This is a genomic window from Streptomyces cavernicola, assembly GCF_029968035.1.
Classification (GTDB): Bacteria; Actinomycetota; Actinomycetes; order Streptomycetales; family Streptomycetaceae; genus Streptomyces; species Streptomyces cavernicola.
In genome coordinates this window covers 22402-35364 of record NZ_JASCIQ010000006.1, presented here as the reverse complement: position 1 = coordinate 35364, position 12963 = coordinate 22402, and the positions used below count along the sequence as shown (strand labels likewise).

Below are 12963 nucleotides of genomic sequence, written 5' to 3'. Positions count from 1 at the left end.
GCGTGGCGCATTCGGGGGCAGGTGAGGACATGGCGGCGGACAGCAACGACGGCTCGGCCCGCGTACGCGGCGGCGCCCTGCCGTTGGCCGCGGAGATCGCGCGCGTACTGGCACGGGTCGACGCGCACGCGGAGCGGGCGGGGCACGGGGGCACGGAAGCGGAGGGGAGCGCCGGGGCCGGGGCCGACGCGCCCCGGACCGACACCGACGCGCCCCGGGCCGGGGCCGGGGCCGGGGCCACGGCTGATGAGCCTGCGGGCGCCAGGGCCGACGGGCGTGTCGACGCCCCGCTCCCCGACACCACTCCCGCCGCCTCCGCGCCCCTCACCGCCCTCGCCGCCTGCTTCGGCCTGTCCTCCTTCGAGCGGGACCTCGTACTCCTCACCGCGGCGCAGGAGTTGGAGCCGACGGCGGCCGCGCGGTGCGCTGCCGCGAGCGGGGATCCGGAGCGGGCGTACCCGACGTTCTCGCTCGCGCTCGCCGCGCTCGGCGAGCCGCACTGGAGCGCGCTCACGCCGGTAGCGCCGCTGCGCCGCTGGCGGCTCATCGACCTGGAGGACGAGTCCCGCCTGACGACGTCCCGGCTGCGGCTCGACGAGCGCATCCTGCACTTCCTCCTCGACTCGCCCTACCTGGACGCCCGGCTGCACGGCCAGTTGCGCCGCGCCCCGGCGCCGGACGCGCTGCCGCCCTCGTACGACCTGGCCGCGAGTCGGCTCTCCGGTGCGTGGACAGCGGGGGCGCGGCCCGACGCGCCGATGCTGGTCGAGCTGGTGGGCGGGGATCTGCGCAGCCGGGCCGACATCGCCGCCGCGGCGGCGGCGCGGTCGGGGCTCGGCCTGTACGCGATGGCCGCCGACGACATCCCGACCGACGCCGCCGAGCGCGACAAGCTCGCCCGGCTCTGGCAGCGCGAGGCGATCCTGCTGCCCGCGGCGCTGCTCGTCGAGGTCGGCGAGTTGGACCGGGACCAGCATGCGGCGACCGACGCGTTCCTCGCGGGCGCGGCCGTGCCGGTGGTGGTGTCCAGCCCCGACCCGCGCCAGACGGACCGGGCGCGCGGCGCGCGGGTGAGCGTGCCGCGCCTGGACGACGAGGAGCAACTCGGCCTGTGGGCAGGGGCGTTCGAGGGCGTCGCGGACATCGACGAGCACGAACTGCGGTCCCTGGTGGCCCAGTTCCAGCTGCCGCCGCACGTCGTCCGTACGGCCGCGTCGACCGTCAGCCGCGACACGCCGGGGCTTGCCGGTGACGACGAGCTGGACCCGGCACGACGCGCCTGGAACGCCGCCCTCGACGAGGCCCGGATCGGCATGGACGAGCTGGGCCGCCGGATCGAGCCCGAGGCCGGCTGGGACGACCTGGTGCTGCACGAGCGGCAGACGAGCGTGCTGCGGGAGATCGTGGCGCACGTACGGCAGCGGGCGACCGTGCACCAGGAGTGGGGCTTCGCGGCGACGCTGCGGCGCGGCCTCGGCGTGACGGCCCTCTTCGCGGGCGGTTCGGGCACGGGCAAGACCCTGGCGGCCGAGGTGATGGCGAAGGAGCTCGGGCTCGACCTCTTCATCATCGACCTCTCGCAGGTCGTGTCGAAGTACATCGGCGAGACCGAGAAGAACCTGCGGAAGGTCTTCGACGCGGCCGAACGGGGCGGCGCGCTCCTCCTGTTCGACGAGGCCGACGCGCTGTTCGGCAAGCGCAGCGAGGTCAAGGACAGCCACGACCGGTACGCGAACCTGGAGGTCAGCTACCTCCTGATGCGCATGGAGGCGTACCGGGGACTGGCGATCCTCACCACCAACATGAAGAAGGCCCTCGACACGGCGTTCATGCGCCGTATCCGCTTCGTCGTCGACTTCCCGTTCCCGGCGGAACACGAGCGCGCGGAGATCTGGCGCCGCGTCCTGCCGCCGCAGACCCCGACGAAGGGCATCGACCCGCAGCTGCTCGCCCAACTCACCGTCGCGGGCGGCTCGATCCGCAACATCGCCCTGTCCGGCGCGTTCCTCGCCGCCGAGGAGGGCGACCGGCTGCAGATGCGGCACATGCTGGCCGCGGCCCGTACGGAGTACCTGAAACTGGAACGCTCCTTGACGCCGACGGAGGTCCGCGGATGGGTGTGAACGAGAACAGCGAGCCGCGCGAAATCCGGTTGGACATCGGCGAGTTGGTCCTTGACGGCTTCGGCCCGGGGGTGGACCCGGGCCGCGTGTCGGCATCGTTCGAGCGGGAGTTGACCCGTCTCGTACGAGAACACGGCGTGCCGCTGGCGGCTGCGGGCGGCGTGTCCGTGGACGCTCTCTCCGGCCTGCCGCCACTCCCCGCCGGCCTGTCGGCGCGTCGCCTCGGGCAGGAGCTGGCGCGCGCGGTGCACTCGGGTCTTTCGGGGCGCGGGGAGGTGACCCGATGACGACCTCCGCGTCCCAGGACGCACAGGCGGCGGACCGGGCCGCGGCAGAACGCCGCCGCAAGCGCAAGGAACGCGCCGCGAAGAACCGCGCCCCCGAGCCGAAGAACATCGTCAGCGGCGCCGGCCAGCCCCTGGACGCGGGCGTACGCCGGGAGTTGGAGGAACAGCTCGGCCACGACCTGAGCGCGGTGCGGTTGCACACGGACCGGGATGCGGGGGCGCTGACCGGACTCCTCGGCGCGGACGCGGTGGCGGTCGGCCAGGACGTGTTCTTCGGCGAGGGCAAGTACCAGCCGGGCACGGAGCAGGGGCGTGCGCTGCTTGCGCATGAGCTGCTGCACACGATCCAACAGCCGTACAGCAGCGGCGCGTTGACGGCCGGGCGCGAACTCGGCGCGGTGAGTGCCCCGCACCAGGCGGCCGAGCGTGCCGCTGAGGACAGCGCCCAGGCCGTGGCGCGCGGCGAGCAGCCGGCCGCGGTCGAGCGGGAGTCCGGCACGCCGACGTGGATGCGGTACGCGACCGTGCACGCCGACCGCGGCCGCCTGGAGCAGCTGGATCCGGCCGCGGTGGTCGACCGGCTCGCCAACACGGTCATCCGGTCGCTGCGCTCGGACCCGACGGACAGCGCGCAGCGCGTCCGCGTCTCCCTCGCCGCGCTCTCGGAGGAGCTGCAGGAGCGTGTCCTCGACCGTCTCGAGCACCGGCTGCTCACCTCGGAGCACGACTTCGTGGCGGACCTGGTCGAGGAGATCCACGAGGACGGCCCTGACGAGAGCGAGGCCACGGCACGGCAGCGCGGACTGCTCGCGCCCGAGGTCGAGGAGGACACGGCCGACGACGTACGGGCGGAGCGCGCGAAGGAGCAGGAGGACGCCGAGCAGGAGCAGGCGCGCAGCGAGCGGACCGGGCCTGCTCCGGGCCCGGAGAAGGAAGGCTCGGACTCGGACTCCGAGCCGGCCGCGGGCAGTACGCCGGAGAACGCGGGCGGGACCATTCCGCAGGGCGGCACTCCTGGTGCGGAGGCCGGAGCGGCCGAGGGCGAGAAGGAGTCCGACCCGAAGACGGGTGGGGACGCGTCCAGCACCAAGGGGGACGGGGAGCAGCCCACGTCGCCTGCCGCGCAGTCGGAGCAGAAGCCGGGTGCGGAGGCATCCGGCAAGCCAGGAGCCCAGGCCGGCGGGGCCAAGACTGACGGAGCCCAGGCCGGGGCCAAGGCCGGCGAGAAACAGGGCGAGAAGCAGGGCGCCGGTCAGACCGGGCAGAAGGACGGCCAGAAGGGGCAGCAGGAGGACAAGGGCAAGCAGGGCGACAAGAAGGACGGGGACCGGGCCGGGGCCGAGGAAGCCGAGAAGAAGGCCGAGGAGCAGGCCGGGCAGGAAGACGCGGCGGCGCGGGACGCCGCCGAAAAGGAGGCTGCCAAAGAGCGGGAGAGCGCCGCCGCTGCCGAGGCCGCCAAGAAGGACGCGCCCGAGCGCGACGAGGGCTCCCCCACGACCGCGGGCAAGGACGATCAGCTCCCGGGCCGGTCCGGGACGCTCGACGGGGCGCGCGCCCAGGACGAGTTGGGCGAGGAGGAGCGCGAGGAGGCCGAGGACCGGGGCGGAGACTCCGAGGTCGAGGTCGGCGGCGGTGAGGAGAGCGCCTGGGACGTCAAGCTCAGGCCTGAGGACTTCCTGCCGGAGCAGGACCTCGATGTGTCGAACGTGCCGACGTCCGACCAGATCGACGAGTCCTCCGCGAGCGCCACCGCACCCACCCCGTCCTTCCAGGCCCCGCCGCCGACCAAGGCGGACAAGGTGCACGCGGCGCGCGAGCGGGAGGACGAGGAGGACGCCGAGCGGGAGGCGGCAGCGGAGAAGGACGACCCGGGCACGGACGACTCTCCGCCGGTGCCGGGCGCGGAGGAGTCGGCGGCCGAGGAGTCCCGCCGTAAGAAGAGCGAGCTCGACCCCGAGCAGAAGTCCGAGCCGAAGCCGGGGCTCGGGGTCGCCTCGAAGGACCCGAAGCAGGGCGATGATCCGAAGGCGGGCCCGGCGGCGGCCGAGGCCACCGTCCAGGACGCCAAGGACCGTACGAAGGAGTCGGGCGGCGACACGGCGGAGAAGGCCGCTAAGGAGGAGAAGGGCACGCCCACGGCGGGCGGGCCGGGTGACAAGGCCTCGGGCGGCGGCGACAAGGGCTCCGCGGAGTCCCGTTCCGACACTTCGGCCAAGGACTCCCCTGCGGACTCGGCCAAGTCCGGCGCGGAGGGTGACAAGGCCCCGGCGGGCGACAAGGCGGCGGCCGACGAGGGCGCGAAGGGGGCGGCGAAGGCCGAGGAATCCCCCGGCCCGCAGGAGTCGAAGGGGCCGAAGGAGCAGGGCGGAAGCGACGCGGGTTCGTCGCAGAGCGCCGATTCGGGCGGCGGTTCGGCGGAGTCCGACTCCTCCGGGTCGGCAGCCGGTCAGTCCACCACGCCGGACAACTCCCCATCGGAGTCCGGGGGTCCGGGCAGCTCGGGCTCTCGTACGGAGTCGTCCTCCGCCTCTCGTACGGAGAAGCCGAGCCCGCGGGCTCAGGAGCCGCGTACGGAGAAGCCGAAGGAGGAAGCGCCGCAGCAGGAAAGCAAGGCCGAGCCCACGGCGGAGGGCAAGGCGGAGAGCAAGACCGAATCCGGGGGCGGGGACTCCTCCGGCGGCAAGGCCCCATCAGCTGCACCGCGGCGCGGTGGCGGGGGATCGAAGGGCGGGGGTGGTGGTGGCGGGGCCAAGGGAGGCGCGGCCAAGGGCAAGAAGGGTTCCAAGGCCGCCCCGAACCTGTCCGGAGTCTCACCGGAGGAAGGCCTCTCCACCGCGTCGAACCTCAAGCCCCACCAGGCCGTCGAGGCGATGGACAGCGTCGGCGGGGCGGTGGACAAGGACGTCGGCAAGGAGCACAAGCAGCTGGCGTCCAAGCCTCCCGCGATGGACCGTCCCACGGGCGCGCCGAAGACGCAGCACGGCAAGCCGGACTCCGAGGAAGCCGCGGAGTACAACCAGGACAAGGCCGCCAAGGCCGACGACGCGAAGGACGAGAAGGCCGAGGTCAAGGGCGAGAAGAAGCCCGAGGGCAAGATCGAGGCCGAGGAGATGGAGGAGCCCGACTTCTTCGACCAGGTCGGGATGATGGCCGGGTACGCGATCGGCTGGGTCGGCGAGAAGATCGGCCTCGACTGTTCGGCGGAGGATCTGGCCGCGCAGTTCGCCGGGATGCCCACCAAGGACGAGGCGATGAAGCAGGCCCAGAACGGCACCGCGCCCGGTGTCGATATGAAGGGCCAGGCCGACGACAAGGCCGAGGAGCAGGGCGGCAACACCGACGACAAGAGCCAGGAGGCCGCCGAGACCGGTGCGGACGACGCCGGCCGGAAGATGGGCGAGGACCAGGTCTATCCGGACGCGCCGAAGGAACGGCTCGAGGGGAAGGTCCCGAAGGAGCAGGGCGGGAAGGCGAAGGTCGGCGGGGGCGGCGCGAACACCGGTGCCGTACCGCCCGAGGCGGCCTCGGAGGTCGCCGAGCATGAGCGGAAGCCGCAGTTCAAGAAGGCGCTGAGCGACGGCCGTCAGGACATGGGCAAGGGCCGGGAGAAGAAGGACCGGGACACCCGTAAGTCCGAGGAGAAGCACAAGCGGCAGGTCGACAAGGAAGTCAAGTCCAACACCAAGGAGCAGACGGGCAAGCGCGAAGGCGTACTCGACGACGTCGACAAGCAACGCACCGACTGGACCAAGGAGCAGGACGACGAGCTGAAGAAGCTCGGCACGAAGAAGTCGGACCGGGAGAAGAAGGTCCGCGACGACGTCAAGAAGGAAGAGGAGGACACCGACAAGGACGTCGAGAAGGAGAAGGAGACCAGCGACAAGGACGTCAAGGACAAGGGCGAGAAGGCCGAGGAGGACGCGGAGAAGAAGAAGGACGAGAAGACCAACGACTCCAAGAACTGGCTGTCCAAGGCGCTCGACTGGATCAAGGAACAGTTCATCGCGCTGCGGGACAAGATCGTAAAGATCATCAAGGATGCCCGTGACGCGATCATCGGGGCGCTGAAGAAGTTCAAGGAGACGGTCGAGGGCTGGATCAACGCCGCCCGCGAGGGCATCGTCGAGATGATCAAGAAGTTCATCGAGGACCTGATCGAGTTCGTCATGTCCTTGGTGGAGGCGGTCATCGAAATCGCCCGCCGTATACGGAAGTTCATCACGGACCTGATCAACGCGGCGCTCGCCTTCGTGACCCGGCTCGCCAACGCGCTGAAGCAGATCATGAAGGATCTGCTGGAGTCGATAGCGAAGCTGCTCAGCGACATCCTGAACATGCTGAAGAAGATGCTCCTGGACGTCCTGAAGGCGTGCAAGGAAGCCTTGAAGGGGGTCCTCGACTTCGCGACGAAGTTCATCTCCGCGTTCGGCGAGTTCATGATGATCCTGGTCGACATCCTCTCCGACCCGGGCGGCTGGCTGAGCGGCGCGAAGAACTCGGCGTACGACGGTGCGAAGAACCACCTCTTCAACGAGGTGAAGAACGCGGTCAAGCAGTGGTTCAACGACAAGGTCAAGGAGATCACGGGCCTGACCGAGGCCGTCTGGAACAAGCTGATGAAGGGCGGGTGGACCCTAGAGAAGATCGCGAAGGAAGTCTGGGACGCGATCGTCCCCCAACTCCCCTTCATCATCGGCGAGATCGTCATCACGAAGGTCCTGGCGAAACTCATCCCGGGCGCGGGTTGGGGCGCGGCGATCCTGGAGGCGATCCAGGCGGCGATCGGCTCACTCGGCGAGATCCTGAAGGCGATCGGCGCGGTCATCACCTGGCTGAAGTCGGTACGCCAGGGCGGCGCGGGCGTCCTCTTCGCGAAGGCGATAGCGGCGGGCGTGGTGGTGCTCCTGGAAATGGCGTACGAGCTGCTGCTCAGCGGAATCGGCAAGTACGTGTCGAAGGTCGGCCGCCGCTTGAGGGGCGTGGCGGCGGGGCTGGGCAAGGACAAGGGCGGCGCCGGCGGGGACAAGGGGAAGGACGGCGGGGGCGACCCGCCGGCGGGGAACAAGGGCGGAGACAAGGGTGGCGACAAGGACGCCCCCTCGTCGACTCCCCCGAAGACCCAGACGCAGCCGGCCACACCTCCGGCGAAGGTCCAGCCTCCGACGAAGCCGAAGGACAAGGACGGGCCGGGCAAGCCGAAGGACCGGAATGCGCCCGCCAAGCCCAAGGACAAGGACGGCCCGGACAAGCCGAAGACGCCTCCGGCAAAGCCGAAGAACCAGCCGGGCCCGGCCAAACCCAAGGACAAGGACGCCCCGGACAAGCCCCAGGACAAGAAGCCGACGCAGGCACCGGGGAAGCCGAAGGACAAGGACTCCGACTCCCCCTCCCCCAAGCCGACGAAGCCCAAGGGCCCCACGCCCAAGAACGATAAGACGGACGGCAAGTCCGACGACAAGAAGAACGCCCCGAGCGACAAGTCCACGAAGCCGACGCCGCCGTCCACGAAGGACAAGAACGGCAAGCCGAAGGACAAGGACCAGCAGTCCGACAAGGACAAGCAGGACACAAAGCCGACGCCACCGGCCAAGCCGAAGCAGGACCCGGGCAAGAAGGACGACCCGGACAGCACAAAGAAGGACCCAGGCAAGGACGACAAGGGCAAGGACCAGGACAAGACCGATCGGGACGACAAGAAGGACACTGACGGCAAGAAGGACACTGACGGCAAGAAGGACACCGACGGCAAGGACGGCAAGGACGGCAAGGACGGCAAGGACAAAGACGAACCCGGGCGGCCGAAGAGCGACAAGGCCAAGGAAAAGATTCGGAAGGACGAGGAAGACCAGGCAACCCAGCAGGCAATTGACCTGCCGACGGTCAGGTACACCGACGCCGACGACGGCGAACGGCACACCCTGCGGTTCCACGGCCGCGGTCCCCGGGCTCCGCTGTACATCCACAGCACGCCGCAGGAGGTGCCGTCGTTCATGCGGGACTGGCGCAAGGACCTCCAGAGGCAGGAGGCCAAGAAGGACAAGGCGCGGCAGCTGGAGTACCTGAGAGAGGCCGGCAAGAAATACGGGGAAGCAAAGAATATCCAGGCCCGAATTCCCGTGCAAACGGATGAGGCGAAGAAAAAGACCGAAGCCAACAAGAAGACGTACGACCTCGCGCAAAAGATGAAGGAGTTCGCGAAGGAGGCGAGGAACCGGCTCTACTTCGACATTCCCGAACCGAAGTTCCATCCCTTCCATGACGTGTCACTGCGCGAGAATCAGCGGCGACCGGAGGAGAATCACGAGCACGAGTACCTCGGCACGTCTTCCAAAACGGTGTTCGGCGGAAAGGGAGAGGATGCCGGCGAGGCGGCGTGGGGCCAGCCACCCGGCTGGACCGACATCGTGAACCGGGGGCTGAGCGAGGGCTCTCGTTGGGTACGCATGCATCTGCTGCCGGAGCGGATCGGCGGGAAGGCGAAGGGGAACAATCTTGTCCCGGCCCGGGGTCCGGAGTCGAACATCAACTTCCTGAACAACATCGAGCAGGAAGCCTACGACGCCATTCCGGACAGGACGAGGCTGATTTGGTACAAAACCGGCGCGAAGTTCCAGCATTCCGATTTCCCTCACCTGCCCAGCTATATCTATGCGCAGTACGGAAGTTACGAAAAGGTCGGCGGGACAGGGAAGAGACGGGAGGACTGGCAGCAGAGAGGTCAGATGAAGTACTGGGATCAGAGCCCTGATCCCGTCGCTGAGAACGAAAAGACGCGTCTGGCGATCAACAGCGTCGGCGGTCCTACCATCCGGGGCAGGCTCCTCGGGGGCAAGCATCCAAACCTCGCCCAGCACTTCGTCGATGCCCGCAAGAAGATGCAAGAAGATGGTGGCACGTTCACGGAAATAGGCGGAAAGGCTCAGCTGGAAGAGGTCATGCGAGATCACGCCAAGGGCACCAAGATCTCCTTGGCGGGCTTGGGAACCATGGCGGATAAGTACGAGAAGCTCATCGACGACGGCGAAGTGAGCTGGAACTAGGGTGTGCCATGACAGACAATGATGATTCCGAATTTCGGTATCCATTCGAGGCGCATTGCGCCAAGGCCCTCCAGGAGATCAGAGAGGCCGCCGAGATCGACGTACACCGAGCCCAACGTGGCGAAGTCCCCTATGCCCTCGACGATGCTCAGAGCGTGTTCGAGAGTCTCGCGAAGAACAAAGATCTGCCACTCAGTCGACGGTTTCAGGAATACTTCTTCCGTTACGGACAAGTGGAGGCGGCCTGGCGATCCCGGCGCGCCGATTCAAAGCTCGTCGGCGAGTTCAGACTCATTCACATCATGGCTGCGCTGGTCAACAAGCGAATGGACAAGACCTGGAAAGGCGAGGACGACTGGGAGCGCGCCCTCTACAGCGAACTGCGCTACTTCGACGACACGCCCCAAACCGGTTCTGGCCGCATGGCCCTCCTACGTGCCACCCCGGGCGCGACGGATCCCGAGGTGTGGTTCTTCGACATGCGCCAGGGTGCCATGCCGATGGATCTGGACTACCCGGGCTATCTGGAAGCACTGTTGGTCACCAAGGGCGTCATCGGCTGGCAATACCTGTACTGCCGGCCGGATCACTGCGGTCTCGGATTCGTTCCCCTCGTTGAAGGCCTCAAGGAAATGCTTGAGGTCTTCCCCCGGCTCTTCCCTGACCACGACTACACGGACCTCCAGTCCCGCCTCCAGGAGCGCCTGTGACCCGCTACGCCAACATCCCCAAACCCATCCGCTCCGGAATAGTGCTCGTCGATCCCGAACTCGGCACGCCCCAGCGCGTCATAGTCCTCCAGTTCAACCCCGACACCCTGGAGCGGAGCCTCTCCCCTCAAACCGCGGGCAGCGGTGGCGACTCCGGCGGGGGTGGGGCCGGCAGCGGCGACCGGAACGAGGCCCTGCGCCTCAAGGGACCCGCCGCCGAGACCTGGAAGTTCACCGCCGAGATCGACGCCACCGATCAGTTCGAGATCGCCGCGCCCGATGGGATCCACCCCCAACTCGCCGTGCTTGAAATGCTCGTGCAGCCGACGCCCGCCCAGCTCCGCGAGGCCAGCCGGCAGTCGAAGAAGGGGACCATCGAGATCAGTCCGATCGAGATGCCGCTCACCCTCTTCACCTGGGGGAGCAAGCGCGTCATGCCCGTGCGGCTGACCGAACTGTCCATCAACGAATCGGCGTTCGACGTCAACCTCAACCCGATCAGAGCGAGTCTCAGTATCGGGTTGAAGGTGCTCACCGTCAGCGATCTGCCCATGGGGCACCGGGGCGCCGAGCTGTACTACGCGCACCTCGCGCAGAAGGAGCGCCTCGCCGGGGCCGCACGGACGGCGGGGCTCGGGACCCTCGGGCTCAACTCCGGGCACATAGGCGCAGGAAGGAGCTGACGGACACCACATGAGCAGCAACATCGACGGCATCGAGCCCTACGAGAGCGCCCTCGACGCGATACCCGGGGCGCACCCCTACCCCCGTACCAGCCGCTACCACGACGCCGAGATCGGTGTGCACCGGCTGCCGGACGGGACCGAAGTCCGGTACGCCAAGCGGCGGTTGCTGCCGCCCATCGAGGAGACCGCCGACGGCGACACCCAGACGCACACCGTCAGTACCGGTGAGCGGCCCGACCTCCTCGGGCAGCGGTATTTCGGGGACCCGAGCCAGTGGTGGCAGATCGCCGATGCCAACCCCGTACTCGATCCACGGGAGTTGACCGAGGAGCCCGGACGCCAGGTCGACATACCTCTCGCCGGGCACTTCCCCCGAGGGGACAGCCGTGGCTGAACTCCCCGTCGGGCGCGGCCCCGTTCACATCACCCTGCACATGGGGCCCCAGCTCGCCCGCCCCGTGCCCGCCGAGGTCGCGGAGGCGCTGCTCTCCGCTCAGATCACCGCCACCGCCGGGGAGCGGAGCGGATTCCAGCTCGCCTTCGACCTGACCAAGAACGGGTTGATCAGCCGCACCCTCCTCCCCCAAGGCTTCTTCGACCCCAAAACCCGCCTCATCATCACCGTCACCGTGCGCGGCACCCCCGAAGTGCTCTTCGACGGGCTGATCGTGCGGCAGGAGGTCGGGGCCAGCAACCAACCCGGGCACTCCACCCTCACCGTCACCGGCGAAGACCTCAGCCTCGCCATGGATCTGCAGGAGCGGACCGACAAGTACCCGAATCTGCCGCCCTCGCAGCGGGTTCTCAACATCCTGCGCCGGTACTCCGGTTACGGCATCCGGCCCGACGTCTACGCCGAGAAGGTCTCCCAGCCGCCCCGCGAGAACCTGCGCGTGCACTACCAGACCAGCACCGATCTGCAGTACATCAATGAGCTGGCCAAGGCCAATGGGTATGTGTTCTATCTCGAACCCGGGCCCAACCCTGGCCAGTCGTCCGCCCGTTGGGGTCCCGAGGTGCGCGTCGGCATCCGGCAGCACGCGCTGAACGTGAACATGGACGCCAACTCGACCGTCGACCAGCTGACGTTCGCGTACGACGGGACCGCCCGCGAGGAGCCGCAGGCGCGCTGGCAGGATCCGAGCACCCGGCAGTCCACTCCGCTCCCGCAGCCGTCCATCAGCCCGCTGCGCCCGCCGCTCGGCAGGCGGCCGACGCCGGCGTTGAAGCAGCGCAGGCTGTCCGGGACCGCCAAGTTCCAGCCCGAGCAGGCCGAAGCCGAGCTTCTCGCCCGTGCCGCCACCTCCGCCGACGTGATCTCCGGGTCCGGTTCGCTCGACGTCAACCGGCACGGGTATCTGCTGCAGCCGCGGCAGCTCGTCGGGGTGCGCGGGTCCGGGCGGGCGTACGACGGGGACTACTTCGTGAAGTCCGTGACGCATGTCCTGCGGCCCGGGTCCTTCCAGCAGAACTTCACCCTCAGCCGGGAGGGCTTGGAGGCGCGCAGCGCCTACGTACGGCCGTAGACCAGCAGACGCAGACAGAGACACCGCACACACCAGGAGCAGCACAGCATGGCCGCACCCAGCAACCGCTACCTCGGCAAGTTCCGCGGCCGAGTCGTCGACAACAACGATCCGCTGCACATCGGCCGGGTCACCGTCGAGGTTCCGGACGTGCTCGGGGACGAGCCGTCGACCTGGGCGTTGCCGTGTCTGCCGTTCACCGGGCCGCAGGCGGGGCAGTTCGTGGTGCCGTCGCCGGGGGCCGGGGTGTGGGTGGAGTTCGAGCAGGGGGATCCCAGCTTCCCGATCTGGACGGGGTGTTGGTACGGGGAGCAGGACGAGTTGCCGGACGACGCGCGGCGGCTCGTGCAGCCGGACTCGCAGGTGAAGCCCGTGGTCGTGCAGACGCCCGGCGAGCACAAGATCGTGATGAGTGATCCGGCGGGTCCCGACGAGGGGATTCTGCTGCAGGCCAAGAACGGCGCGTACATCCGGATCACCGAGGAGACCGTGGTGATCGCCAATGGGGCCGGGGCGGAGATCACCCTCGAGGGAAACGAAGTCCGAGTCAACAACGGTCAGTTCAGCGTCGCTGCGAAGCGATAGAGACGG

Annotated in this window: 8 protein-coding genes; all 8 read left to right on the top strand. The window is 68.7% G+C overall.

The window, feature by feature from the left end:
* The first annotated feature begins 29 nt into the window (after positions 1-29).
* From QIS96_RS07470 to QIS96_RS07435, 8 genes are read left to right on the top strand one after another with little or no spacing between them, the layout of a single operon-like run.
* On the top strand, positions 30-2123 hold the full coding sequence (locus tag QIS96_RS07470; protein ID WP_282541616.1) for an ATP-binding protein: 2094 nt from the start codon (positions 30-32) through the stop codon (positions 2121-2123).
* On the top strand, positions 2114-2410 hold the full coding sequence (locus tag QIS96_RS07465) for a hypothetical protein (protein WP_282541615.1): 297 nt from the start codon (positions 2114-2116) through the stop codon (positions 2408-2410). The genes QIS96_RS07470 and QIS96_RS07465 overlap by 10 nt, the downstream gene beginning before the upstream one ends.
* A complete protein-coding gene (locus tag QIS96_RS07460; protein ID WP_282541614.1) occupies positions 2407-9450 on the top strand; it encodes an eCIS core domain-containing protein in 7044 nt (2347 codons plus the stop codon). Before QIS96_RS07465 ends, QIS96_RS07460 begins: the two co-directional genes overlap by 4 nt.
* Positions 9451-9458: 8 nt before the next feature.
* Positions 9459-10160 (top strand): hypothetical protein, encoded by a 702-nt coding sequence (locus QIS96_RS07455; RefSeq protein WP_282541613.1) that lies wholly within the window; start codon positions 9459-9461, stop codon positions 10158-10160.
* The gene (locus QIS96_RS07450; protein ID WP_282541612.1) at positions 10157-10843 is read left to right on the top strand and encodes a hypothetical protein; all 687 of its coding nucleotides are present in this window, start codon (positions 10157-10159) and stop codon (positions 10841-10843) included. Before QIS96_RS07455 ends, QIS96_RS07450 begins: the two co-directional genes overlap by 4 nt.
* A gap of 10 nt (positions 10844-10853) precedes the next feature.
* Positions 10854-11240, top strand: coding sequence for a hypothetical protein (locus tag QIS96_RS07445; protein WP_408907142.1), 387 nt, complete (start codon positions 10854-10856; stop codon positions 11238-11240).
* Entirely contained in the window at positions 11233-12372 is a 1140-nt protein-coding gene (locus QIS96_RS07440; RefSeq protein ID WP_282541611.1) for a hypothetical protein, read from the top strand. Before QIS96_RS07445 ends, QIS96_RS07440 begins: the two co-directional genes overlap by 8 nt.
* A gap of 48 nt (positions 12373-12420) precedes the next feature.
* Entirely contained in the window at positions 12421-12957 is a 537-nt protein-coding gene (locus QIS96_RS07435; RefSeq protein ID WP_282541610.1) for a phage baseplate assembly protein V, read from the top strand.
* The last annotated feature ends 6 nt before the right edge of the window (positions 12958-12963 follow it).

What these genes read in the sequence shown, in the direction of transcription:
- QIS96_RS07470 (WP_282541616.1), top strand. Translation starts at nt 30, where the DNA reads ATGGCGGCGGACAGCAACGACGGCTCGGCCCGCGTACGCGGCGGCGCC.
- QIS96_RS07465 (WP_282541615.1), top strand. Translation starts at nt 2,114, where the DNA reads ATGGGTGTGAACGAGAACAGCGAGCCGCGCGAAATCCGGTTGGACATC.
- QIS96_RS07460 (WP_282541614.1), top strand. Translation starts at nt 2,407, where the DNA reads ATGACGACCTCCGCGTCCCAGGACGCACAGGCGGCGGACCGGGCCGCG.
- QIS96_RS07455 (WP_282541613.1), top strand. Translation starts at nt 9,459, where the DNA reads ATGACAGACAATGATGATTCCGAATTTCGGTATCCATTCGAGGCGCAT.
- QIS96_RS07445 (WP_408907142.1), top strand. Translation starts at nt 10,854, where the DNA reads ATGAGCAGCAACATCGACGGCATCGAGCCCTACGAGAGCGCCCTCGAC.
- QIS96_RS07435 (WP_282541610.1), top strand. Translation starts at nt 12,421, where the DNA reads ATGGCCGCACCCAGCAACCGCTACCTCGGCAAGTTCCGCGGCCGAGTC.